Origin of the sequence: Caballeronia sp. LP006, from assembly GCF_031450995.1 — a bacterium.
Lineage (GTDB): Bacteria > Pseudomonadota > Gammaproteobacteria > Burkholderiales > Burkholderiaceae > Caballeronia.
Map to the genome: position 1 here is coordinate 870,995 of NZ_JARTVW010000002.1, position 23,662 is coordinate 894,656.

Genomic DNA, 23,662 nt, shown 5'->3' on the forward strand with positions numbered 1-23,662 from the left:
CGCTTAACCGGGGACACGCGCATCGGGAATGGCGCGGCCTAGGCGCTGCGCATTCTTATAGACTGCCTGCATGAATAGAACCGCGTTGCGCGATGGCGGCGCAAAGCGCGAATAAACGAAGCTTGCCGTCAAATGTATGTGTTCGCGTAGCGGGCGTATGGTGAGAGCTGTGCCTGCCGTGGCGAAATCATCGACGATGGTCACGCCGAGCCCGCCTTCGACGAGCGCCAGTGCCTGATCGGCGCGCATCACGTCGATTGTCGACTTGAGTTCGACGCCCGCTTGCTGGCACGTCTGTGCGATCACGGTTCCAAACGGAATGTCTCGCTTGAACAGCACCACGGGTTCGCTTACCAGATCGGCAAGCGACACGACCGATGCCGCTTCAAGTCTGTGCCCCCTTGGCAAGGCGCAAACCATGCTGCCGTACATGAACGAAACGTTTTCCAGATGTTCGTGCGTGACCGGCATTGCGGCAACGGCGACCTCTGCTTCCTTGCTCAAGATTTCCATCGGCATGTCCGCCATTAGTGTGGTCTGCCAGCCTACAGTCAGTGCAGGCAGCTTGGCCTTGATATCGACGAGCGCGGGAGCCACGACGCTCATTGCGAGCGATGCACTGCAAGTGACGCGCAAAAGGCTCGACGGCCCTAGCGAAAGCGCGCGCGCGAATTCATCCACGCGCACGGCAGCCTGATAAACCTGCTCGATTTCCCTGAATAACGCATGTGCCTCGGCCGTGGGAACGAGGCGGCTCTTGGAGCGCTCGAACAGGCGCAGGTCCAGTGTCGTCTCGATGTGAGACACGAGCTTGCTCACTGCAGGCTGCGATACGTAGAGCAACTTGGCTGCCGCGTTGATGGAGCCTGTGAGCATGACCGCACGAAAGACTTCCATATGGCGGAGTTTGAAGCGCATCGGTTCGCCGTACAGCTTAACTAAAAGTTATAGCTTAAAGGAAATTCAGCATACGACAAAGCCAGCGTTTGTCCTTAGTATCGGTTCGAGTGATTTCTTTCACAAAGGGACCATGAACAAACTGGATTTGCAGGACCGTGTATGTGTCATCACCGGCGGCTCCGGTGGTATCGGATATGCGATTGCTGAGCGCTTCGTTGCGTCGGGTGCGAAGGTCGTGCTTTGGGATATCGACAGCGAGGCTGCCTTTTCCAAGGCCAAGCAGGCTCACGCGGCTTTCGCTTCTCAAGTAGATGTGACGAATGCCGCCAGTGTAGCCAACGCGGCGCAGGAAGCACACAAGCGCTTAGGATCAATCGATGTGTTGATCAACGCTGCGGGTATCAATGGAGATATCGGTCCAGTAGAGACATATTCGATCGACGCATGGCGGCGCGTACTCGACATCAATCTTACGGGCGTTTTTATTTGTTGCCGCGAAGTGCTGCCTTATCTGCGTCGCGCGCGGCATGGACGTATCGTGAGTCTGTCGTCGGTCGGGGGCAAGGAGGGCAACCCGAACCAGGGTGCTTATGGCGCGTCGAAGGCAGGCGTGATCGCATTGACGAAGTCGCTTGGCAAGGAGCTCGCGGATACCGAGATTCGCGTCAACTGCGTGACGCCCGCGGCAATCGAATCCGACATGCTGCGCGGCATGACCGAGGATGCACGCAACTTCGTGCTCGCCAAGATTCCGCTAGGACGCGCGGGCCGTCCAGACGAAGTTGCGTCGATGGTGACATGGCTCGCCACGGAGGAATGCTCGTTTTCCACCGGCGCGGCGTTCGATTTGACGGGTGGAAGGGCAACGTATTGATGAAACCCCTATCGCTCGCTCATCTCACGGTACTGGACGTAGGCCCGCCAGATCTTATCGAACTGGCGGCGAGCGCTGGCTTTCGAGCGATCAGCATTCGTCTTTGCTCACCCGTGCACGGCGGTATCGAGTATCCATTGCTTGCGAGGTCATCTGAATTGCGTTCGACCAAGCGCTTGCTGCATGAGCTCGACGTGAAGGTGACCGATATCGAAGTGATTACTCTTGCGGCCAATACTTCCATTGGTGACTATGAAAGCACATTCGAGGCAGGCGCGGAACTCGGAGCACACCGTGCATGCGTGAATATCGACGATACCGACCGCGCACGCGTCATCGATCGCTTCAGCGCATTATGCGATCTCGCGGCGCCATTCGGTTTGTCGCTTGATGTCGAGTTCATGCTATGGCGTCCTGTCGCGCGTCTAGCTGATGCTGTGAATATCGTGCGGTCCTCTGGCAAGCCCAATGCATTTGTTCTGATCGACGCGCTTCATCTCATCCGTTCAGGCGGAACGGTGGAAGAGGTCGCGGCGCTTGATCCGCAAATCATCGGCAGCGTTCAGCTTTGTGATGCGCCAATGGCGTCTCCCGCTGACATCGTTGCAGAGGCACGTGGAGATCGGTTGTTGCCCGGGGAAGGGGAGTTGCCCTTACGCGCGCTGCTTGCCGTGTTGCCCGATAACCTTCCGCTAGCAGTCGAAGTGCCGCTTAAGCGCGAAACCAATCCGCTTAAACGCGCGATACTCGTACAACATGCTTGTCAAAGCCTTCTTGAGACGAGCGCTCGCGTAGCACGATAGAAGCTTCGACTTCCATAAAAAACACGGAGACAACATGACGACAGAAACGATTGGTCGAACCTCGGAGACGACATCATTGAGCGTGCTAGGCGGCAAGCATGCCAGAAAGGCCGCAATCGCGGCGTGGATCGGCAGCGCGCTCGAATACTACGACTTCTTTATCTACGGCACTGTCGCCGCGCTCCTCTTTCCAAAGATATTCTTCCCGCCCGGCGACATGACCGCCGCGACGCTTGCATCGATGGCGACCTTTGGCGTGGCTTATGCCGCACGTCCTTTAGGCTCGTTCCTCATGGGCCACTACGGTGACAGGCTCGGCAGAAAGGTCGTGATGGTCGGCACCTTGCTCTTGATGGGGCTCTCGACGTTCTTAGTGGGATGCTTGCCGACTTATCAGACCGCGGGACTGCTCTCACCTGCGCTACTCGTGTTGATGCGAATCTTGCAGGGCATCTCCGCAGCAGGGGAGCAAGCCGGGGCGAATTCAATGTCGTTCGAGCACGCGCCCGCGCATCGTCGGGGTTATTACACGAGTTGGACTTTAAGCGGGACGCAGGGCGGTCAGGTGCTTGCGCCCGCTGTAGTCTTGCCGCTTGCGGCTTTGTTACCCGAAGATCAATTGCTGTCGTGGGGCTGGCGCTTGCCTTTCTGGTTGAGTGTGGCGGTGGTGATCGTCGGCTTTATCGTGCGCAGCCGACTCGAAGAGACGCCCGCCTTCGAAAGCGAAGCCTCGCATGGCGAGGTGCCGATTATGCCGCTCAAGACGCTGCTTACGGGTTATCGCAAGGAATTGCTACAGGTTTTCTTTGCCGCGCTCATTGCGTCTATTGGCACGACGTTCGCCGTGTTTGCGCTTTCGTTTTCGCGCGCACAGGCGCAACCCATCAGCACTTCGGTCATGCTGTGGACGGCTATCGTCGCTAACTTCATCGCGGTCTTCACCATTCCGTTATGGGCCACGCTATCCGACCGTATCGGCCGACGACCTGTATTTATCGCGGGAAACTTGCTGTGCGCAGTTAGCGTCGTGATCTTTTTGTGGTCGATCACGACGGGGAGCAATGCGCTCGTCTTTGCAGCGGGAGTAGTGCTCGGCGGCTTCGCTTATAGCATCACGAATGCCGTGTGGCCGGCGACATACGCGGAACGCTTTCCGACGCAAGTCCGCCTTTCCGGCATGGCGATCGGCACGCAGTTTGGCTTCGCCGTGGCCGGGTTTGCGCCGCTAGTGGAATCCGCGCTCATAGGTAAATACAGTACGGCGTCGTGGGTCATGCCGGCTGCATTCGCGGTGCTGGTGTGTCTGTTGTCCGCATTGTCCATCTTTTCTATGCGGGAGACTTATGACGTTCCGCTCGAGCAGCTCGGCAAACGTAATTCGATCCTCTAGCGCTGACGCCAACGCAGCCGTCGCGGCATGAAGCATAATGGCTCCGAACTCGACAGGAGCCATGCATGACCGAAACGTTGAAGGATCTGCCGTTGCCCGATGGCATCCGCTCACGCCTGATCGACAACGGCAATGGCCTCTCCATGCACGTGCTGGAAGCAGGTTTCGAAACGCCGGGCAGGCCATGCATCGTGCTCTTGCATGGCTTTCCCGAGCTTGCTTTTAGCTGGCGCAAGGTGATGCCGGCGCTTGCCAATGGCGGCTATCATGTCGTCGCGCCCGATCAGCGCGGCTACGGGCGTACCACGGGCGCAGCTGCTATATTCGATACGGATCTCGACGACTTCAATTTCCCAAATCTCGTGCGGGACGTGCTTGGGCTTATAAGTGCCTTGGGCTATCACAGCGTGGCAGCGGTCATCGGCCATGATTTTGGTTCGCCCGTAGCAGCTTGGTGCGCGTTGATCAGGCCGGATGTCTTCAGGTCGGTGGTCATGCTTAGCGCGCCGTTTGCGGGGCCGCCGACATTTCCATTTGGCACCGCATCGGAACATGCGCTGCATGAGGCGGGCGATACAGCATTGACCGAGATGGCCACTGTCTTGGCGGCGCTAGACGCGCTCGACCCGCCCCGTAAGCACTATCAATGGTATTACTCGGGTGCCGATGCGAATGAAGACATGTGGCACGCGCCGCAAGGCATGGGCGCATTTCTGCGCGCTTATTTTCACGTGAAGAGTGCGGACTGGCCGGAAAATCATCCTCATCCTTTAGCGGCGTTGAGCGCGGAAGAACTCGCTACGTTGCCGACTTACTATGTGATGGAGAAAGATAAGAGCATGCATGAGACGGTCGCACCGCATATGCCTTCGGAGGAGCAGATCGCATCATGCGCATGGATGCCGGAACGCGATCTCGACGTCTATGCGGGGGAATATTCGCGCACCGGTTTTCAAGGCGGGCTTAACTGGTATCGCTGCGCGACTAGCGACGCTCACACGGCCGCGCTTAAGACATGGTCAGGCAGCACGATAGACGTGCCTGCATGTTTCATTGCTGGAAGTAGCGACTGGGGCGTGTATCAGCGGCCTGGCCAATACGAAGCGATGCGCATGCGCGCATGCAGCAATTTCCGCGCGGTGCATATGATTGAAGGTGCCGGACATTGGGTGCAGCAAGAACAGCCGGTCACGGTAGCTAACCGAATTCTGCGATTTCTCAGGCAGGACGCGTTCGGCTTTTAGACTGCCGCACGCGTCCTCTTTGCCTGATGCTTCTAATACTCAACCGGCGGTGCGCTTACCCTTGATAAGACGCGCCACGCGTTCGGCGCCGAGCCGCCATTCATAAGGATTGGTGTAGTCGAACTCGCGCACCTTGCGGGACAAATATGGCCAAAAGCTGTCTCGCGTCCTGGAGTCGTTCACACGCGCCTGCCGTGAGAGACGGCGATTGTCGTTCCAGGGAAAGCTGCGGACTTCTTTCGATGCCCGTCGCGGTAAGCCAAACACCATCGAATACGCATAGCGCGGTGCATCCGAATGATTCGGACCCGCGAAATGCAGCGTACGTCCCGCATGAATGGTGCAGTCGCCGAGTTCGAGCGGACAAACGACCGCCTCGCCAGCATTGAAGCCCGTGACGCATTCAAGGCCATGCGTGCTCGGATCGCCGCCAATGGGGCCATGCGGAAGCACGGGTCCAATATGCGAGCCGGCGATGAACTGCATGCACCCGTTGGTCAGCGACACCGGCTGCAAGGGGAACCAGAAGTTCACCTCTCGATGTTCGATGCGCGGGTCGGTGAATGCTTCATCCTGATGCCAGGGTGTCACGGCCTCGGTATGAGCGGGCTTATGAAAAAAGCTGTCGCTCACGAAGCGTGCCTTGGGGCCGAGCAGTTGCATGGCGACACGTTGCACGCGCCGATTCAACTCGCTCTCCATGAGGCTTCGCTCGAAATGCGACGGACCATGCAATTGCGCGAGCTTAGGCTTGTCCGGACCCTCACCTTCCGGATAAAAGTCGAACAGCATGCCTTGCTTGAATCCCGCCTTTTCGCGCAGCAGGCGGTCGCCAATTGTACGCAAGGTCTTAATCTCCGCATGCTCCGCAACTTTCTCAAGACGGAGAAATCCGTCCTTCCAAAAGCCCTCGCATTGCGCTTGGGATAACGATGTCATCTCCCTTGTCGCCCCGCTCAAAGAAAGAAATGCATATCACTGGAATAAAGCTTCAACAGTGAAACAGCACACAAAACAGCGTTCTGTACGGTCTCGCACAAAGCGCCCCCATGGCCCTCGACGTCTGGCTGAACTTGCCGACTTTGATTTTTTTGAAGTCTTTAGCACGCAGCACACGGTTGAACTTTACGCGAAAGGTGCTTTCACCTTTGTTCGCTGCCGCTTACTGAGAGAACAACAAGCGATACCAAATTGACGCTAATTTTGAAGAAATCGCTAGCAATCGCGCCGAGGTCCATCAAATGTGCTAGCCGCCAACCTTAGTCTACGTGGTGGAGCATACATCATGCTTTCATTCGTTGGCGCGTTACAGGCACTTTCAACGCACCCATCTGGCGGAATCGAGCGGCATTGGCGGACAAAGCCTGGCTGAGAGCGGCAATCAGCAAGCAACATTTCCCGCTAAAACGTTTTACTGTTAAGCGGTTGCAACGATTTGATCGCGATGTAATCTCGATGATTTTTTTAGTATCGTTGCGAATCGCAGACATGCCGCTAAGACATATTCAACTCGAACAATTTTCCGCCAACAACGACACCGGCCACATTTACGCAAAGGTGTTTCGGCATGTATCGAATTGCGCGCGCTGGAGAAATCAGGGAACTCGTTGAAGTCATCTATGTCCACGCACCTCGCGGCTGTGAAGGCCGCTATGCATGCAAGGAGGATATCGATGCAGCAAGGACGCGTTGCCGCACTCGACGCTGGTCGTGCGCTCGCGATTGTCGGGGTTGTCGCAGTACATCTATCGTTTCAGTTCCCCAATCTGCCGGGAGCGGTGACGCTGCTGACGCACATGGGGCAGTATGGCGTGCAGTTGTTCTTCGTCATCAGCGCAATCACGATCTTCATGACCCTCGAAATGGACCATGCGCGATGTGTCGACGCGCGCCACGTCGCGCTACGCTTCTATATCAAGCGCTTTTTTCGCATCGCTCCGCTTTACTATGCGGCCATCGTCATCTACGGCCTTATCAGTTACGGGGCGACGCGCTCCGGTTACGAACACGCCTGGGTGCTCGGCGTGCATGGTCCGGTCGATATCCTCCTCAACATGCTTTTCCTGCATGCGCTCTCGCCAACGGCCATCAATAACGTGGTCCCGGGAGGATGGTCTATTGGCGTCGAAATGCTCTTCTACTTGATTGCACCGCTATTGTTTTTCCTGGCGATGAATCGCAAGCGTCTGCTCCTCGCCACCGTAATACTGCTAGCGCTTTCCTTTGCCATTACATCGATGAGCGAATGCCACGGCGTGCTAGATTGCGATGTGACAAACAACTCGTACAGTTACTTCTGGCCGCCCGTGCAGGGACCGTGCTTCATCGTTGGCATGTGGGCGTGGTATGCCTTTCGGACGCACTTGACGGGCGACGAAAGAGTGACGCGACTTAAGTCGTACCTCTACGCTTCGCTGGCGCTTGGCTTTGCCATCGTGACCGCGATGCTCGGCGTATGGCTCGCTAAAGCTCATGCTCTCGCACCGTTGTTCGCGGCATGTAGCGCCGTAGCTTTCCTGCTGTTCGTTTGCACGCGCAGCGCGCGCAAAGCAAGTACGCGGCCTATCATGCGCAAGACACAAAGCCTGTCGATGATCCGCCGCTGTGCCGCCGCGTTAGGCCGTGAGAGCTACGGCATTTATCTTTGGCATTTCATTTGTGTCTACGTGACCTTCCATTTCTTTGAGGGAAGGTTCAAGGAGACAAGCAACGAGACAGCCTTGGCGCTATACTGCGCTACGCTGACGGCGGTGCTGGCGGCGTCGTATGCGTTGTCGAGATTATCGGATCGAGCGATTCAGGGCCGCGCGACGCGGCTCTCGCAGCACTTACTGGCAGCGCTCGACAGACGCTTTGATTAGTCTTCGCCTCGTGCGTCTTAAGCGCTCGATGCCTCAAGCGTGCGATCTGCTTTAGCGCGCAGACCATAAGCCGTCAACATACGATAAAGCGTGACTCGCGAAATGCCCAACTCATCGGCCGCTTCACCCAAGCGGCCGCGATGACGCAAGAGTGCGACTTCAATGGCTTGCCGCTCTGCGGCTTCGCGTGCTTGCGCAAGCGTCGTCGGCGCAGCTTCGGCGTATTCGCCGAGTTCGAGATCGCTAGCGAGAATCTGACGTCCTTCCGCCATGACAATGGCGCGACGCACGCGATTAATCAATTCACGCACATTGCCCGGCCAGCCGTAATTGTGAAGCGCCGCGATGGCGCACGGCGAGAAGCCACGCAAGCGTCGGCTCGCATCTTTTCTATAGCGATCGAGCATATGATTGGCGAGCAGTTCGATATCCTTGCCGCGTACGCGCAAAGGGGGCTCGTCGATCTGCAAGACGCACAAACGGTGGTATAAGTCCGCGCGAAAACGGCCTTCGATCATCGCGGTTTGCATATCGACGTGCGTGGCCGAAATGATGCGCACATCCACGTCCGTCGAGGTCTGGCCGCCAAGACGTTCGATTTTGCGTTCTTGAAGAAAGCGCAAGAGACTCGCTTGACTCTCGAGCGGCAGATCGCCGATTTCATCGAGAAAGAGCGTACCGCCATCCGCGGCCTCCACACGGCCGATCTTGCGTTGATTTGCGCCCGTAAATGCGCCGCGCTCGTAGCCGAACAATTCGGATTGAAGCAGATGCGGTGGAATGGCGCCGCAGTTGATTGCGACGAATGGTTGATCGCGACGTACCGAGCGTTCATGAATTGCAACCGCCGTTAATTCCTTGCCGGTGCCTGATTCGCCGGAAATGAACACTGGTGCATCCGTCATGGCGACTTTACGGATTGATCGATAAAGCGCCTGCATGGCGTCACATGAACCGACCATGCTGCCTTCCTTGCCATCGTCCTTACGCGATTCGTTGCCAGTCGCGCTGCTTGCCGTATCGTGCAAGGCGACCATGCCATACGCATGACCGACTGCATCGACTATGCGATCCGCCGATGAAGGCACGGTCACGTAATCGAAGCAGAAGTCGCGGATAAGCCGACAAATCTCGGGATTCTCGACATGCTCGGCGTCGACCGTTGCAACCCAGCCAATCTGGCAGAGTGCAAGCAATTCGGCGACAACGGCCGTATCTTTTGCGAGCCCGCGTTTAGTCAGGTCGACAATGCCGGCGGCAGCGCGCTTGCCATGACGGGCGGCTTTAGGTGGCTTGGCGGGATCGATTTGCTCAATCGTCCAGCCGCGAGCATGCAAGCGCTCGGAAAGTTCTTCCGATACGGTGCGCCCGGCATAATAAAGCGTCCTGTTTTCCCCGTGCATGGCTTTTCTCATCTTATTTGTATATGCCGCTAGTATGCGCTTTATTCCTAAGAGCTTAAACGCCCCGCAAACGATAACGCGTTTTTGAATGTTTGCATTGATCTGTACAAATCGATTAAAAACGAAAGAGAAAAATTTGCGGATGCGGTTTGCGATCTGTGTCTGTACGCTTGCGCACTGCCAATCGGCCCTGTCGGAGCAAGGGCAAACGTTGAAAACGCGCCGTACATTTTACTTGCTGGTCTCAGGAACCGCATCGGGTGAACGAATTTTTAGCGCTGGTTTGAGCCTTAGCGGAAATATCGGATAATTTGTATTCTCAAATGAACTCGTCTGCCAGACACCAGAATTTTTGAAGGCAAGGCGTAACGTCGTGGAGTGTGCCCGCCCGATGAATACCAGTCAGAAAATGGATCAGCTCAGCACCCTTGCATCCTCTCGCCAGCCGCGTTTGCTGTTCGTCGAGGACGATCCGGCCATGATTCGCATCGTGGGCGAAATGCTTGCGGAATTTCCTGATCAGCGCTTTGCCATGACAGGCGAAGCGGCCTTGACGCTCGCTCGCCAATCGATCCCCGACCTGATTTTGCTCGACGCGAATCTGCCAAACATGACGGGCTTCGACGTTTGCGAGGTTCTTAAGCGCGACCCTAAGCTTGCACACGTGCCCGTCATCTTCGTGACGAGTCATGACGCGCCCGCGTTAGAGGTCGACGCTTTTCGCATGGGCGCGGCCGACTACGTTATCAAGCCGCTGGTTGCTGCACGACTGCAGGCACGTGTGCGTGCTCAACTGCGCTTGCGCCGCCGAGTCACGGAAGCACGGACGCAAGCTGTGAACGCAGACACAACGCCGCAGGTTCAACGCAAGGCAGCGAGCATCTATGTCGTGGGCATTCTTGCGGACGATACAGCCGATGCGCATCGCGACGCGCTCGAAGCGATCGGCGCGCTGGACATCGTGGCCGATTGCAAAGCCGCGCTGGCTCTTGCAAGCCGCCATGCGCCCGCCGCGATCGTGCTCGATTCACGTTGCTGCGAAAATGGTATCGACGAAACTTTGAGCCAATTGGAAGCCTCGCATCCGCATGTGCCGATAGTCGTACTCGTCGAAGCATGCGATGTCGCAATCGAGCAGCGCACGCTGGATAGCGGTGCGGCGGATGTCATCGCCAAGCCGGCAAAGCCCGCAGTATTGCAGGCTCGCGTGCTCAACGCATTGACGGCGGCGCGCAAAGTCGAAGAGGAAATCAATGCGCTTCGTGAATCGCCGGGCGGCGCGAGCGTGCATTCGTTTCCAGCGGCTTCGCGCGAAGGCCGTGATGCGTGAGCGCTGCGATTTATTTTAAAGGTGCAAGAGCGAAGCGCGCACGTCCGGCGCGCTTTGCTTCGTAAAGAGCGTCGTCTGCGGCCTTGATGAGCACAGCGGAGGTCAGCAGTTCGCGCGATGGCAAAACCGCGGCCACACCCGCCGACAAGGTCACATGCTCATCGACGTCCGAAAGGCGATGCGCAATGGCCAACGCACGCACGGCGTCCAGCATGTTCTGCGCGACCAGTTTGGCACCATCGACATTCGTATTCGGCAAGAGGCACGCGAACTCTTCGCCGCCATAGCGCGCAAGCTTGTCATAGGGCCTGCGCAGACTCTTCCCCAAAGTCTTGGCAATCGTCTTTAAACAAGCATCGCCGGCCTGATGGCCATAGTGATCGTTGAAGCGCTTGAAGTAATCCACATCCAACAGGATCAACGAAAGCGGCGAATTCTCACGTGCGCAATGCCGCCAGTCCGCAAGCAAATCTTCATCGAACTTGCGTCGATTAGCGACACCGGTAAGACCGTCCAGCAGGGCGCTTGCGCGCAAGCGGTCGCCTTGCAGCTTGAGCGTCAGATGCGTGCGCACGCGTGCTCGCGTGATGACAGGATTGATCGGCTTAGTGATGAAATCAACGGCGCCGAGTTCGAGCGCTTTGACTTCGTCGTCTTCGTGATCCTGCGAGGTGATGAAGATGATGGGTGTATCGCGCGTCAACGGATCGGACTTGAGGCGGCGGCATACTTCGTGTCCGTCGAGATCGTCCATCACGACATCGAGCAGAATCAAATCGGGCAGTTCGTTTTGCGCGACTTGAATAGCTTGCGCGCCGCTCGTCGCCATGAAGATGTCGCACGTGTCGCGAAAGAGTTCATACAGCACGCGAATATTGACAGGCTGATCGTCCGCGATTACAAGCTTGGGACGACGGTGCACATGCATGAGCCATTGCTCAAGCTCTTCCATATCAGTTTTGCTCCAGCATGTCGCGCGCAAGTCTTGATGCGCGCTCAAAGTCGAGAGCGCGTACACGCGCAAGCAATTGTTCAAAGGCAACGCGCTGGTCATCCGGCGCTTGCGGCCACAAACTCTCGGACATTGCAATCGCTTGAAGATTCGATGAATCGAGCAACGCAACAATGTCGTTGAGGCGCGCGCGCCAGTCTTCGTCGGCAAGAGGCTGTATTTGCGGCTTCTCTTGCGTACTTGCATGCCTTTGCGGGAATGCCTGCGTGAGGCGCTCGACGCTCGTTGCAAGCAACTGCTGCATGCGCGCGAGTTGTGCGTCGATGGAGGCGAGCGCGCGCGCCGTATCGTCCGAGGCTTTGAGATCGTTTTCGAGCCGCGCAGCGAGCTTCGCCAATGCCGATGCGCCAACAGTGCCCGCGCTACCCTTAAGCGTATGCAGTACCGATGCCACGCCCTGAACATCGCGCGCGGCAAGCCGTGCAACAAGACGCGTCAAATGCTTGGCGGTCTGTGGTCCAAAGCCATCAATCGCGTTACGAATCAGATCATGATTGCCGCCGAATCGCGCGAGCAGCGACGCGGATGGCTCGACGATGTCATCGTCTTCCGCATGACTCGATGCCGCGTCTTCCACGACGGCTCGTGCACTGAGCACTGCCACCAGCCGCTCGACATCGATCGGCTTGCCGACGTGATCGTTCATGCCCGCAGCGAGACAGGTGTCGCGATCCGCATTCGATGCATTCGCCGTCATCGCGATGATCGGCAACGCGCCGAAGCGGCCATCCGCACGTATCAGTCGGGTGGCTTCGAGTCCATCGAGGTCGGGCATCTGCACGTCCATCAGAACGGCGTCGAAGCGCGCGTTGCCCTGGAGCACGGCATGCACGCCTTCACGTCCGCTTTCCGCAAGCGTCACGGTGGCGCCTTCCGCGCGCAACAAACCTTCCGCGACTTGCCGGTTGAGCGCATTGTCTTCGACTACGAGCAGTTCGAGTCCGGCGAGACGCCGCTTGCGCGGTGCGCTTGCCGGGACAGGCGGTGCCTCTTTGTCGTTTGCATTCGATCTTGCCACGCGAATCGCGGCGACGAGTTGCTTGGGCGTGACCGGCTTGGTCAAAAAGCCGGCGAAGGGCGGCGCGCCGCCTTCTTGCGTTTCCCTCAGCACTTCGCGTCCGAAAGCGGTGACGAGCAACACGAGCGGCGGCGCGGCGTGGCCTTTCATCGTGTGGATCAGGCGTGCGGCATTCAAACCGTCGAGCCCTGGCATGCGCCAGTCCATCAGGGCGATGTCGTAAGGCTGGTTGTCGCGTGCCGCATCGCCGATGCGTTCCACGGCTTCGATGCCGCTCTCGACCACATCGGCGTGCCATCCCAGCGAGCGCACCGTGCGCAACAGGATTTCGCCCGCGATGGGGTTGTCGTCGGCGATCAGGAGGCGCACCGGATGATCGAAGTCGATGTCATCCGTTTGTATTTTGTGTACATCCGATTGAATGCCGAATTCAATATCGAACCAGAAGCGGCTGCCCACGCCCACTTCGCTCTCTACCTGCAGTTCGCCGCCCATCATCGCGACGAGCCGTTTGCAGATCACGAGTCCGAGCCCGGAGCCGCCGAAACGGCGTGTAGTCGATGCTTCCGCTTGCGTGAAGCCTTCGAAAATGCGTTCGAGCTGAAGCGCGCTGATGCCGATGCCGCTATCGCTAACCGCCACGCGCACGCGCACCGACGCGTCTTTGACCGCTTCGATGCCGTGCACGCTCACGACGATCTGCCCGGCCGTCGTGAACTTGAGCGCGTTGCCCGCAAGGTTGATGAGCACCTGCTGCAGGCGAAAGCCGTCGCCCAAGAGCGTGTCGGGCAATTCCGGGTCGAGGTCGAACAGTACTTCCACGTCCTTCGTGCCTTGATTACCGGAGAGTACGACGCCGAGTTCTTCCATCAGCTTTTCAGGCTCGAACGGATGACTGTCGAGTTGCAGCTTGCCTGCTTCGATCTTCGAATAATCGAGAATGTCGTTGAGCAGGTTGAGGAGCGACTTGGCCGCGGTTTCGGCTTTGCTCACGTAGTCTTGCTGACGACGATTGAGCGAAGTCAGTTGCACCAGATGCAGCATGCCGAGGACCGCATTCATCGGCGTACGGATCTCGTGGCTCATGTTGGCGAGGAAGGTGGATTTGGCCGCGCTCGCTGCATCGGCCTGTTCCTTCGCGTGACGCAGGTGGTATTCGAGTTCGTATTGATCGGTGACGTCGTAATTTACGCCGGTCATCGAGACGGCGCGGCCGCTCGCATCGCGTTGAATGCGTAGTCCGCTCTGAATGCGCCGGATCGCGCCATTCGCCAGAACGATGCGAAAGGGCGGCATGACGACAGGCGCTCCGTCGATGGCCGCCTGCAGACTTTGCAGCGTCGCGTCACGATCGTCAGGGTGGATGCGCCGCTGCCAGTGCTCGATATTCAATCCATGGTCGAGTAGTTCGGGCGGATAGCCGTAAATCTCGAACATGCGCGGCGTCCAGTGCAGCCGCCCGGTAACGATGTCCCATGACCAGATACCGAGTTCGGCGATATCGGCCGCGAGCAACAGTTGGTCGCGCGCATCGGCGAGTTCACTGCGTTCCTTCTTTTGCCGCGAGATGTCCGTAATGACGCATACAAAATGCAAAGCGCCATCTAGTTGCATCGCGCCCGTGGAGACATGAGCGGGGAACGACGTGCCGTCCTTGCGAAGCCCGGCGAGTTCGCCGTTCGCCGTGGGCACGCCGGTGCCAGTAGTGAATTGCGTTATGTATTCGTTATACGTTTCGATCCAGGCCGGCGGCACGAGCAAGCGGATGTTCTGTCCGATCAGTTCGCTCGCGGCATAGCCGAAGACCTTCTCTCCCGCCGTGTTGAACGAGCGAATCGCGCCGCGTTCGTCGACGGTGATGATCGGGTTTATCGCCGTATCGAGTACGGTGCGGGTAGTGGCAAGACTGCGCGCGAGCTCCTGCTCGATCTTGATGCGGCTCGTAATCTGCCGCACGATCTTGAAGCCGAACAGCGCGAGCGCAAGTGCCAGCAATGCGGTGACCGCCGCGTGCCAAAGCGTGTCGCGCCACCACGGCGCGATGATCTCGTCACGCGAGAGCGCCGCCGCCACGAAAAGCGGGTAATCCTCGAGCTCGCGGTAACTGTTCAGACGCGTGACGCCGTCCTGCGACGAACTGGTTATGAAGCTTCCTGAGCGGCTATCGGCGCGATGCATGCGAAAGAGCGTCGTGTCGACCATGCTCTTACCGACGAAACGGTCCTCGAACGGTCGGCGCACGATCATCGCGCCGTCATTCGAAACCAGCGCCGCCGCGCCGCCCTGGCCGAGGTCGAGACTGTCGTAGAAGCGCGAGAAGAAGGCCACGTCGATGGTGGCGAGCGCCACGCCCGCGAAGCTGCCGTCGGGCGCATCGATGCGCCGCGATATCGGCACGATCCACTTGCCGGACGAGCGGCTCTTCACCGGCAAGCCGATATGCGGCCCGCGCCCGGTGTGAGTGCGATGGTATTCAAAATACTCGCGGTCGGCATTGTTGAAACGTTGGCTGAGCGCCGGGCGCGAGTTGACGAGCCACGCGCCGTTTTTGTCGTAGATGAAAAGACCGTTGAGTTGAGGCAACTGTTCGACCCGCGTCACGAGCGAGCGATGCAGCCGTTCGAGCGCGGCCGGTTCGGTGCCTTCCTGCTCGACACGTTCGACCATGCCGATGAGCGTGGTATCGGCTTCCTTGAAGGTGTCGTTTGCATGCTGCGCCATGGCGCGCGCGAGGTTGGCCGTGGCCGTGGTCATTTCTTCGAGCTGCACGCGCCGTGCGGCAATGCTGCGCCACACGTCGGTGCCGATCAGCAGGACACAGACGGCCACGATGAAGGCCGTCATCCTGAAAGTGAGGGATTGGCGACTGGACACGCCGGAATCTCCGTTTAAGCGAGTGCCAATGGCGCAGGCCGGGGTTCTGTTCTGAACGCTGCCGTATCTTATCGTGCCATTTCGGAGGAGACCGTCGAGGGGCGGGCCTGGCGTGTACGGGGTCGTGCGCGGTTATCCGACATGTTTACGGCAGCCACAGGAAAAATCTTGATGGCGGTTTGTCCGGGCATCGGTAAAAAGGAGGAACCGTGTTTTGCATGCAGCATGCATGGTGCCGGCATGCTGCATGCTGCATGCGGCATGCAAAATTCCAGGCGCGAGCACGTTCAGCCAAGCAAGCCATCCCGCGACGGATCGCCTCCGCGCTGCCGGTTGACGAGTCGTCCCCGAAACCAGAACGTCCATGCAAGCAGACCGCCGTAGATTGCGTAGCTGATGAAAGGCGAGACGACGAGGTAGCGGTCGACGGGCCAGTTCCACGCTAACCAGAACCGCAACGCCGTTTCGATGGACAGTCCAACGCCCCAGACGAGCGTCATGAGTCGCAATGAGCCGCGCAGCGCTGCGCTGTCGCGCCAGTAACCCTCGAAACGCTCGGCACCGCCTTTCTGTTGGCGTGCGACGGTTGCGCGCGCGAGATAGAAGATCAGTGGACGCTCGAACAGCATCGACACGAGAAATACGACGCCCGTCGCGCCCGACGCAAGCGATTCGCGCACGAGCAGGATACGCGGACTACCGCCGAGCGCGAGCAAAACGATAGAGAGAGCAATGCCGAACAGCACCAGCACGGAGACCGCATCGACGCGCCGTGAGCGCGTGAACTCGAATAGGCTCCATGCAAGTGGTGGCGCGGCGGACGCATAGAGCGCGCCGACGTTGCCCCAATGCGGCAGGGCAAGGCGATATGCAACCCACGGCAGCAGCAGGTTGGCAACGAGTTCCAGTGCCAGTGCGGGTTTGATCTTTTTCATGGACTCATGACGTGACGCCTTCGCGATGAGGCGGCCTTGAGCCCGAGTATAGAAGATCGCGACCGGCTGTTTCAGCCCTTCATCGACCGTTCGAGTTGCGCGGCAATCCAGCTTCGGTCGAACGTGCCTTCAGCGATGGATCGCAAAGCCTGTGCTTCTTTCTGCTCGGTCTGACGCGCGCGCTCGATCACATCGGCTGCATCGGCTTGTGCGATGGCGAGCACGCCGTCTTCATCGCCGACGATGATATCGCCCGGATACACGACCATGCCGCCCACCGTCACCGGCACGTTGATCTCACCGGGTCCGTTCTTATAAGGCCCACGATGCGTCACGCCGCGTGCATACACTGGAAAATCGCGCGAACGCAATGAAGCGACATCGCGGATCGCGCCGTCGATGACGAGGCCCACAATGCCGATGCTCTCTGCATAGCTCGACATGATGTCGCCCATCAACGCTTGCGTGAGTTCTCCGCCGCCGTCGATCACGAGGACGTCGCCGGGGCGGCAAAAGTCGAACGCGCGATGAATCATCAGATTGTCGCCGGGCCGCGTGCGCACCGTGACAGCCGTGCCCGCCAGCGTGTTTGGCCGATGATAAGGCGTGAGTCCTATCGTGCCCGAACTGCGAGCCATGCTGTCGGAGAGAAGCGATACCGCAAGCGACTTCAATGCCGCGAGCACTTCGGGACTTGCCTGCGCGGCAGATTCATTCTGCCGCCATCCGGGGGCGTTCATTGCGAGACTCCTTGCCGTGAGCTTTGACGTGCGATTTGTGAATCGAGACGCGCATAAACAATGCGCGCGTTGTGCTCAAAGATACGCTGCCGGTCTTCATCCGCGAGCCATGTAATGCCGTCGATATAGCGGCGCGTATCGTCGTAGTGATGACCCGTTTCTGGGTCGATACCCTGCACCGCGCCGATCGTCTCCGAAGCGAAAAGGATGTTCTTCGCCGGAATGACCTTGGCAAGCAGCTCGGCGCCAGGCTGGTGATAAACGCAGGTATCGAAGAACACGTTGTTGAGCAAATGCTCATCGAGACGCGGCTGCTTCATGTCTTGCGCCAGCCCGCGATAACGTCCCCAGTGATACGGCACCGCGCCGCCGCCGTGCGGAATGATGAACTTCAGCGTCGGAAAGTCCTTGAAGAGATTACCCGCCAGCAACTGCATGAACACCGAGGTATCGCCGTTGATGTAGTGCGCGCCCGTCGCATGAAAGTTGGGATTGCACGATGACGACACGTGGATCATCGCAGGCACGTCGAGTTCGACGAGCGCTTCGTAGAGCGGATACCAGTGGCGGTCGGTCATCGGCAAACCGGACCAGTGGCCGCCCGAAGGATCGGGATTGAGATTGCAGCCGACGAAGCCCATCTCTTCGACACAGCGTCGCAGCTCGGCAATGCAATTTGCAGGATCGACGCCCGGTGCCTGAGGCAACTGACATACGCCGATGAATTGCCGCGGGAACAGCGACACCACGCGATGAATGAGGTCGTTGCATTCCTTCGACCATGCTTCGTTGGCGCTTGCATCGCCGAGATGGTGGCCCATGCCGGCCGCACGCGGCGAGAAGATCGTGAGGTCTATACCGCGTCCGCCCTGCACGCGTAATTGCCCGTTTTGGATGGTTTCGCGTATCTGGTCGTCGCTGATCGATGGACGAGGCGGCACGGGCACGCCGTCCTTCAGCGCGGCGATCTGCTTCGTACGCCAGGCTTCGTGTTCTGGCGGTGACGTGGTGTAGTGACCGTGACAATCGATGATCATGGAATGAGTCTCGCGATGTTTAAAGCGTTTGTTGGGCGCGGCGAGGCGTGGTACTGGCTTCGTCTTCTGGCGGACGTACACGCATCACGAGCGCGATGATCGTCGCGACCACGAGAAACGCGGCGATGGTGACGAGCGCGAACTTGAAGCTGCCCGTTGCGTTGCGCACGAGCCCTATGCTCCACGGTCCCACCAGACCGCCAAACTGCGCGATGGTATTGATGAGCGCAATGGTCGCCGCGCCTGCCGCACCCGTGCGAAACGAGGCAGCAAGACTCCAGAACAACGGATTGCCCGCATAGATGAAGAGGCCAGTCACGCACAGAAGCGCATAAGCAATGATCGGCGAGGGCGCATAAGCGCTCCCTGCAATAGCGATGGCGCTCATGCCATAGACGAAGGCCAGATGCTTCTTGCGGTCGCCCGTGCGGTCAGAACTGCGGCTGATGAGAAAGGTTCCGAGCACGCCGAAGAGCGGAGGTGCAGCAGAAAGAAACCCCACTTCGATATTCGACAGATGGCCGAGGCTCTTCACGATTTGCGGCAGCCAAAGAAAGAGTCCATAGATGCCAACGAGCGCGCAGCCGAAGAGACATGCAAGGCTCCACACGCGAATATCGGCGGCTACACGCCACATCGAAACATGACCGCTGCCACCAAGCGCCGCGCGTTCCGTTTCGAGCGTGCCTTCGAGCCAGTGCTTTTCTTCAGCGGTGAGCCAGTCGGCATCGGCGGGACGTTCCTGCATCACGCGCAACGTGATGATGCCGAGAAGAATGGCGGGCACGCCTTCGCAAATGAACATCCACTGCCAGCCTTGCAGACCGAGAATGTCGTTGCCGTAGGTCATGAGCGTCGTCGAGATCGGTCCACCCAGCACCGCTGAAAACGAGCCTGCGATGATATAGCCGCCCACTGCACGCGCCCGATAACGTTCGGGGAACCACTTGGTCAAATACACGGCGACGCCCGGCAAAAAACCTGCTTCCATCACGCCGAGCAGAAAACGTACGGTGTAGAAGGTCGTATCGTTGAAGACGAACGCAGTGGCCGCCGCGACCGCGCCCCATGTGATCAGAATACGTGCAAGCCAGCGTCGCGCGCCGACCTTATGCAGGAGCAAGTTGCTTGGCACTTCGAGCAGCATGTAGCCGACGAAGAACACGCTGCCCGCAAAGCCGAAAACCGCTGGACTGAAGTTCAGCGCGCGATTCATATCGAGCGCTGCAAAGCCGATGTTGATGCGGTCGAGATAGTTGAAGAACATCATCGCGAAGAGCAACGGCATCAGGCGGCGATACACCTTGGCCATGGTCGCTTTCGCTATAGGGGAATCGCTCGTGGCTATTGCTGCGTTCGTTGGCTGAATCATGTCGTCTCCATGCCGCGCTTGCTCGATGCAGGCGTCTTTGCAATCCGCGCTCCTGTTTGCAGAGCGCAAGGGACATGATAGGGACGTGAGCCGTCCTCCGTCCAACACGGATTGCGCATGCTTCTATGCGTTTTAGCTTATAGCGCGCTGTCAGCGTGAGCTTCGTTCGGCAGGCAAGCGAGAAACGCTTGCAAATGCGGCGAGCTGTCATCTTCACGAAAGGTCGCTGTCAACGATGTGATCTGACTCGCGCCCGGTCCCGTGAGAAGCTTGCAGACGACATCGGCGCGCCCATGCCGCGCCACCGATTCACCGACATACGTTACGCCAAGGCCCGCGGCCACGAGTGCAATCGCGGTCTGTATCTCGTAGGCTTCATGTCCGACAATGGGCGTGATGCCGGCGTCGCGATAGAGCGTGGCGATGAAGCGCGGAAACTGCGCAGCCGGATGCTTCGGATAGACAATGAGCGGCGATGTCGCGAGGTCATCCACGCGCACGCTATCACGTTCGGCGAACGCATGATCGACGGGCAGAACCGCCATCACGCGCTCATGCAGCAGGATGCGTCTCGTGCAGCCAGGACGTTCGGGTGCTTGTCTGCCAATGCCGATATGAATGCGTGCATCGCGCAGTGCATCGGCTTGCTCCTCGGTGAGCATCTCGAAGAGCTTGAGTTCGACCTTCGGATAAGCCGCATGGAAGGCCTTCAACGCGGGCGGCAAGACGCTGTACATCGCCGAACGCGTAAAGCCGACGGAGAGCCAACCATGCGTGCCGGCATCGATCGCCCGCACGCCTTGCGTCGCTTGTTCGCAATGGTCGAGAATTTGGCGCGCTTCGGTATAAAAATAACTGCCCGCTTCGGTAAGCCGCAAGGGACGGCTTCCACGATCGACGAGCTGACTGCCAAGGCGTTCCTCTAGCGCGCGAATCTGCTGGCTTAACGCAGGCTGCGCGATATGCAAACGCTCGGCCGCGCGGCTGAAGTTCAGTTCTTCAGCTAGCACGATAAAGCATTGCAGTCCCCGTAGATTCATTGCAAAAAGGCTCCCCAGGCTCTCGCTTCCGATTGATGGCATCGCTCATGATAAAGGGGAGCCGCATTGAGAGCCCGGGAAATGTGCCTTGCAATTATCTGGACGGCGGCGTGCCACCCGTACCCGGCAGAACATGTGGTCCGCCTGTGACAGGAGTGGGCGTATTAGCGGTATTTGCCGCGTTTGCGGCATTCGCGGAATTCGCTTGCCCGTTCGAATATCCCGGCGACGACTTCGGCTGCTTCGGCTGAAGCGACTGATTGATGACGCCGATCTGCCCGAGCTTCTGCGCCGCGCGATTGTCGGCCTGCGCGGCTGTGGTGACGGCAAGGCTTGCCGTGCCGACGACAAACGCCATTACAATGCGCCACGGCATACCGTTGCGATGATTTCTCATGATGACCTCCTTCAAGCGGCTGTCTGCAAGAATCAGACAACCTACTGCTAGCATGCGCAAGGATTGCGCCTAGGTTAATGCATTACGTATGCAACATCAGTTGCTGCGCGAGAAGTGACGCGTGCGGCGTGAGCGCATCGAAGGCGCGTGCGCACAGATGCAGGCGCCGCGTTGCCCACGGTTCGGAAAGCGGCACGACGGCAAGACCCGGCCTTCGAACGAGCTCTGCGGATGCTTGCGACAGAATCGCCAAGCCAATGCCCGCTTCCACTAGCATCGCCACGTTGTCGATACTGCGCATATGAATGCGGTATTCAAGCTGGCGTCCGAGCCGCGACGCGCGTTCGGCGAGATGCATTTCGAGCGCGGCATCGGCAAGACCGACAAATGCATCGCCGACAATCTCCGCAAAGGCCACTGCGTGCTCATTCGCCATGCGATGCGCACGGTTCATCATCACCACAAGCTGATCTTCCGCCACGAGATGCGTCTGCAGATTGCCGAGGTCCGTGAAGTCCGCGACGATGCCTAAATCCGCACGTCCTTCCGCTATGGCTTGCACGATGTCGGCGCTAGGCCGTTCATCGAGATCGATGGAGAGATCGGGATAAGCCGCAAGGAAGTGCGCAAGCCGCGGCGGCAGAAACGCCGCGAGCGCAGCGGTATTCGACAGCAACCTGATGCGTCCTTTGAGACCTGTTGCATAAGTGCGCAACTCGCCGCGCATCTGCTCGACTTGAGCAAGGATCATCCGTGCATGGCGCGCGAAGGCATCGCCTGCGGCAGTGGTCTGCACGCCGCGTCGATTGCGTTCGAAGAGTGACGCGCCGAGCGCGGACTCCATGCCCGCGATGCGCTCACTCGCCGATGCCAGCGCGAGATGCATGGCCTGCGCGCCCGCCGTAATGCTGCCACGCTCGATCACGGTCAGAAAAAGCCGCATGTCGGTCAGGTCGAAGCGCATGTTTGTCTCCGGTCGCTTCGGTTGAGCCGAAGTCTCTCATTGGAAAAGCCAGATTGTATGCGCGCTCACGCAACGCTAGCATCGGGCGATGGAACCTCTTCTCATCGTCATTGGCGCGGGCTTTCTGGCGGGAGCGATGAACGCGCTTGCCGGTGGCGGCTCGTTCGTCAGTCTGCCCGCCCTGATCGCCGCAGGCTTGCCACCGGTTCAGGCGAATGCGTCGTCCACGGTCGCGCTGTTTCCAGGCGGCCTGGTGAGCGCGTGGGCGTATCGTGATGGCCTCGCGCCAGTCGGCTCGGTTGCGATCCGCAAGATGCTCGTCGTGACGCTTATCGGCGGCTTGGCGGGCGCGGCGCTCTTGCTCTGTACCTCATCCAGAACCTTTTCGTTTGTCCTGCCGTGGCTCTTGTTGTGCGCGAGCCTTGCGCTGGCATTCGGCCGCAAATTCGGTGAGGTATTGCGGCGGCGGTTTCGTATCGGCGCGGGTGCGGTGTTGTCGATTCAATTCGTGCTTGGCGTCTATGGCGGCTACTTTGGCGGCGCAGTGGGGATCATGATGATGGCTGTGTGGGGCCTTTTCGACTCGCGCGACCTCAAAAGCCTCAACGCGCCACGCACTTTGCTCGTGAGCGCGGCGAATTCGGTCGCGGTGCTGACCTTCGCGGCGGCACAGGCGGTGCGTTGGCCGGAAACGATCGCGATGCTCGTCGCTGCCATTGCAGGTGGATACGGCGGCGCAAAAGTGGGACGCCGCGCGCCGCCCGCTGTGATTCGCGCCGGTACGCTGCTGGTGAGCGCTGGCATCACGATCGCATTCTTTATACGAACGTACGGCCCGATGTTGGCGCATCGGGCCTGAGCCGCCATGATCGATGCCTTGCTCGAAACCCTGGGTGCGCTTTCGGTGCTGGCCAGCGTGGCGGCAAAAATCGCGTGGGCGGGTGACGCGCGCGCGCACGCTCTGCAATCAGCGCCGTCAAAGCCGCTCAATGCCCGCCAGTTTGAAGCGGCGGCAGGCCGAGCGGTTTCTTCGCGGCTTCATAAGCACGCACGAAGCGCGGATCGTCGCCGAGTTCGCGCGCCATCCACTTCGACAAATCCGTGCCGCAGGCGGGGTTCGCCATGTCGGTGAAGCAGGCACCGTTCGCGGGCATCATGCTTGCGGCCCAGTAGAAGCTGAAGAGCGTCTGTTTCTCGGCCGGTTCCATGCCGATGGCGTTGGGATCGGCGCCCGACAGCCATCGGTCGAGCTTTGCTTCGAGCGTGGCTTCCGTGTCCTGCTTGTCGTAAGAAAACACATATCCGCCGCCTGCCTGCGCGGTATGGAAGTCGTTCATGACGATTGCATTGACGAAGCGCGCGGCGCGAGCGTTTGGCACATAGCCTTCGGCGTAGGCGCTTGCGGTCAAAAACCACAGCAGCGCGAGCAATGCATTTGTTGTGTACCGCGTCGATACGCGGCCGATTT

21 protein-coding genes and 1 pseudogene are annotated in these 23,662 nt (G+C 59.0%); 9 read left to right on the top strand and 13 right to left on the bottom strand.

The features are described 5' to 3' along the window. Positions 1 to 3 precede the first annotated feature (3 nt). Positions 4 to 918, bottom strand: coding sequence for a LysR family transcriptional regulator (locus P9250_RS04635; RefSeq protein WP_250510547.1), 915 nt, complete (start codon positions 916 to 918; stop codon positions 4 to 6). Positions 919 to 1,030: 112 nt separating this feature from the next. Between P9250_RS04635 and P9250_RS04640 the strand changes: the two genes are divergently transcribed. From P9250_RS04640 to P9250_RS04655, 4 genes are all read left to right on the top strand, one after another. Then, positions 1,031 to 1,774 carry an SDR family NAD(P)-dependent oxidoreductase gene (locus P9250_RS04640; RefSeq protein ID WP_310391380.1) on the top strand — a complete coding sequence of 248 codons (744 nt, stop codon included), beginning with the start codon at positions 1,031 to 1,033 and terminating at the stop codon, positions 1,772 to 1,774. Beyond that, complete coding sequence (locus P9250_RS04645) at positions 1,774 to 2,577, top strand: TIM barrel protein (protein WP_310391383.1); 804 nt, start codon at positions 1,774 to 1,776, stop codon at positions 2,575 to 2,577. The genes P9250_RS04640 and P9250_RS04645 overlap by 1 nt, the downstream gene beginning before the upstream one ends. A gap of 34 nt (positions 2,578 to 2,611) precedes the next feature. Beyond that, on the top strand, positions 2,612 to 3,967 hold the full coding sequence (locus P9250_RS04650) for an MFS transporter (RefSeq protein WP_310391385.1): 1,356 nt from the start codon (positions 2,612 to 2,614) through the stop codon (positions 3,965 to 3,967). A 65-nt stretch (positions 3,968 to 4,032) separates the two neighbouring features. Then, on the top strand, positions 4,033 to 5,211 hold the full coding sequence (locus P9250_RS04655) for an alpha/beta fold hydrolase (protein WP_250527255.1): 1,179 nt from the start codon (positions 4,033 to 4,035) through the stop codon (positions 5,209 to 5,211). Between the two features lie 39 nt (positions 5,212 to 5,250). Here P9250_RS04655 and P9250_RS04660 read toward each other — a convergent pair whose 3' ends face one another. Further along, complete coding sequence (locus P9250_RS04660; protein ID WP_284503899.1) at positions 5,251 to 6,150, bottom strand: phytanoyl-CoA dioxygenase family protein; 900 nt, start codon at positions 6,148 to 6,150, stop codon at positions 5,251 to 5,253. A 411-nt stretch (positions 6,151 to 6,561) separates the two neighbouring features. On the opposite strand from P9250_RS04660, the gene P9250_RS04665 reads away from it, so the two are divergent. Further along, positions 6,562 to 6,822 (top strand): hypothetical protein, encoded by a 261-nt coding sequence (locus P9250_RS04665; RefSeq protein ID WP_310391389.1) that lies wholly within the window; start codon positions 6,562 to 6,564, stop codon positions 6,820 to 6,822. Between the two features lie 62 nt (positions 6,823 to 6,884). Continuing rightward, complete coding sequence (locus tag P9250_RS04670) at positions 6,885 to 8,072, top strand: acyltransferase (protein ID WP_310391391.1); 1,188 nt, start codon at positions 6,885 to 6,887, stop codon at positions 8,070 to 8,072. Between the two features lie 17 nt (positions 8,073 to 8,089). Here P9250_RS04670 and P9250_RS04675 read toward each other — a convergent pair whose 3' ends face one another. Next, positions 8,090 to 9,475, bottom strand: a complete 1,386-nt coding sequence (locus P9250_RS04675; protein ID WP_250510551.1) for a sigma-54 dependent transcriptional regulator — start codon at positions 9,473 to 9,475, stop codon at positions 8,090 to 8,092. 499 nt (positions 9,476 to 9,974) lie between these two features. Here P9250_RS04675 and P9250_RS04680 point away from each other — a divergent pair. Continuing rightward, a pseudogene (locus tag P9250_RS04680) lies at positions 9,975 to 10,202 on the top strand (response regulator); the annotation flags it as partial. Positions 10,203 to 10,310: 108 nt separating this feature from the next. Further along, the gene (locus P9250_RS04685) at positions 10,311 to 10,805 is read left to right on the top strand and encodes a two-component system response regulator (RefSeq protein ID WP_250468048.1); all 495 of its coding nucleotides are present in this window, start codon (positions 10,311 to 10,313) and stop codon (positions 10,803 to 10,805) included. A gap of 10 nt (positions 10,806 to 10,815) precedes the next feature. Here P9250_RS04685 and P9250_RS04690 read toward each other — a convergent pair whose 3' ends face one another. The 9 genes from P9250_RS04690 to P9250_RS04730 all read right to left on the bottom strand — a co-directional run bounded on the left by P9250_RS04690 (position 10,816) and on the right by P9250_RS04730 (position 22,194). Next, entirely contained in the window at positions 10,816 to 11,757 is a 942-nt protein-coding gene (locus P9250_RS04690) for a diguanylate cyclase domain-containing protein (RefSeq protein WP_250467977.1), read from the bottom strand. 1 nt (position 11,758) lies between these two features. After that, on the bottom strand, positions 11,759 to 15,709 hold the full coding sequence (locus P9250_RS04695) for a response regulator (protein ID WP_310391395.1): 3,951 nt from the start codon (positions 15,707 to 15,709) through the stop codon (positions 11,759 to 11,761). Between the two features lie 287 nt (positions 15,710 to 15,996). Then, a complete protein-coding gene (locus P9250_RS04700; RefSeq protein WP_310391397.1) occupies positions 15,997 to 16,644 on the bottom strand; it encodes a VC0807 family protein in 648 nt (215 codons plus the stop codon). 71 nt (positions 16,645 to 16,715) lie between these two features. Further along, positions 16,716 to 17,384, bottom strand: a complete 669-nt coding sequence (locus P9250_RS04705; protein WP_250467980.1) for an RraA family protein — start codon at positions 17,382 to 17,384, stop codon at positions 16,716 to 16,718. After that, complete coding sequence (locus P9250_RS04710) at positions 17,381 to 18,421, bottom strand: amidohydrolase family protein (RefSeq protein ID WP_250467981.1); 1,041 nt, start codon at positions 18,419 to 18,421, stop codon at positions 17,381 to 17,383. The genes P9250_RS04705 and P9250_RS04710 overlap by 4 nt, the downstream gene beginning before the upstream one ends. Positions 18,422 to 18,440: 19 nt before the next feature. Further along, positions 18,441 to 19,793, bottom strand: coding sequence for an MFS transporter (locus P9250_RS04715; protein WP_250467982.1), 1,353 nt, complete (start codon positions 19,791 to 19,793; stop codon positions 18,441 to 18,443). Positions 19,794 to 19,930: 137 nt separating this feature from the next. Then, complete coding sequence (locus P9250_RS04720; protein ID WP_250467983.1) at positions 19,931 to 20,833, bottom strand: LysR family transcriptional regulator; 903 nt, start codon at positions 20,831 to 20,833, stop codon at positions 19,931 to 19,933. A 94-nt stretch (positions 20,834 to 20,927) separates the two neighbouring features. Further along, positions 20,928 to 21,230, bottom strand: a complete 303-nt coding sequence (locus P9250_RS04725) for a hypothetical protein (protein WP_250467984.1) — start codon at positions 21,228 to 21,230, stop codon at positions 20,928 to 20,930. Positions 21,231 to 21,312: 82 nt separating this feature from the next. After that, positions 21,313 to 22,194, bottom strand: a complete 882-nt coding sequence (locus P9250_RS04730) for a LysR substrate-binding domain-containing protein (RefSeq protein ID WP_250467985.1) — start codon at positions 22,192 to 22,194, stop codon at positions 21,313 to 21,315. Between the two features lie 88 nt (positions 22,195 to 22,282). On the opposite strand from P9250_RS04730, the gene P9250_RS04735 reads away from it, so the two are divergent. Next, positions 22,283 to 23,053: a sulfite exporter TauE/SafE family protein gene (locus tag P9250_RS04735; RefSeq protein ID WP_310391401.1), complete on the top strand. Its 771-nt coding sequence runs from the start codon at positions 22,283 to 22,285 to the stop codon at positions 23,051 to 23,053. A gap of 127 nt (positions 23,054 to 23,180) precedes the next feature. On the opposite strand, the gene P9250_RS04740 is transcribed toward P9250_RS04735, so the two are convergent. Continuing rightward, positions 23,181 to 23,662: hypothetical protein (locus P9250_RS04740; protein ID WP_310391403.1), on the bottom strand; the 482-nt coding region annotated here is incomplete at its 5' end.

Excerpts from the sequence above, each read along its gene's own strand:
- P9250_RS04635 (WP_250510547.1), bottom strand. The coding sequence starts at position 918 with ATGCGCTTCAAACTCCGCCATATGGAAGTCTTTCGTGCGGTCATGCTC.
- P9250_RS04640 (WP_310391380.1), top strand. The coding sequence starts at position 1,031 with ATGAACAAACTGGATTTGCAGGACCGTGTATGTGTCATCACCGGCGGC.
- P9250_RS04645 (WP_310391383.1), top strand. The coding sequence starts at position 1,774 with ATGAAACCCCTATCGCTCGCTCATCTCACGGTACTGGACGTAGGCCCG.
- P9250_RS04650 (WP_310391385.1), top strand. The coding sequence starts at position 2,612 with ATGACGACAGAAACGATTGGTCGAACCTCGGAGACGACATCATTGAGC.
- P9250_RS04655 (WP_250527255.1), top strand. The coding sequence starts at position 4,033 with ATGACCGAAACGTTGAAGGATCTGCCGTTGCCCGATGGCATCCGCTCA.
- P9250_RS04660 (WP_284503899.1), bottom strand. The coding sequence starts at position 6,150 with ATGACATCGTTATCCCAAGCGCAATGCGAGGGCTTTTGGAAGGACGGA.
- P9250_RS04670 (WP_310391391.1), top strand. The coding sequence starts at position 6,885 with ATGCAGCAAGGACGCGTTGCCGCACTCGACGCTGGTCGTGCGCTCGCG.
- P9250_RS04675 (WP_250510551.1), bottom strand. The coding sequence starts at position 9,475 with ATGCACGGGGAAAACAGGACGCTTTATTATGCCGGGCGCACCGTATCG.
- P9250_RS04690 (WP_250467977.1), bottom strand. The coding sequence starts at position 11,757 with ATGGAAGAGCTTGAGCAATGGCTCATGCATGTGCACCGTCGTCCCAAG.
- P9250_RS04700 (WP_310391397.1), bottom strand. The coding sequence starts at position 16,644 with ATGAAAAAGATCAAACCCGCACTGGCACTGGAACTCGTTGCCAACCTG.
- P9250_RS04705 (WP_250467980.1), bottom strand. The coding sequence starts at position 17,384 with ATGAACGCCCCCGGATGGCGGCAGAATGAATCTGCCGCGCAGGCAAGT.
- P9250_RS04710 (WP_250467981.1), bottom strand. The coding sequence starts at position 18,421 with ATGATCATCGATTGTCACGGTCACTACACCACGTCACCGCCAGAACAC.
- P9250_RS04715 (WP_250467982.1), bottom strand. The coding sequence starts at position 19,793 with ATGATTCAGCCAACGAACGCAGCAATAGCCACGAGCGATTCCCCTATA.
- P9250_RS04720 (WP_250467983.1), bottom strand. The coding sequence starts at position 20,833 with ATGAATCTACGGGGACTGCAATGCTTTATCGTGCTAGCTGAAGAACTG.
- P9250_RS04725 (WP_250467984.1), bottom strand. The coding sequence starts at position 21,230 with ATGAGAAATCATCGCAACGGTATGCCGTGGCGCATTGTAATGGCGTTT.
- P9250_RS04730 (WP_250467985.1), bottom strand. The coding sequence starts at position 22,194 with ATGCGCTTCGACCTGACCGACATGCGGCTTTTTCTGACCGTGATCGAG.
- P9250_RS04735 (WP_310391401.1), top strand. The coding sequence starts at position 22,283 with ATGGAACCTCTTCTCATCGTCATTGGCGCGGGCTTTCTGGCGGGAGCG.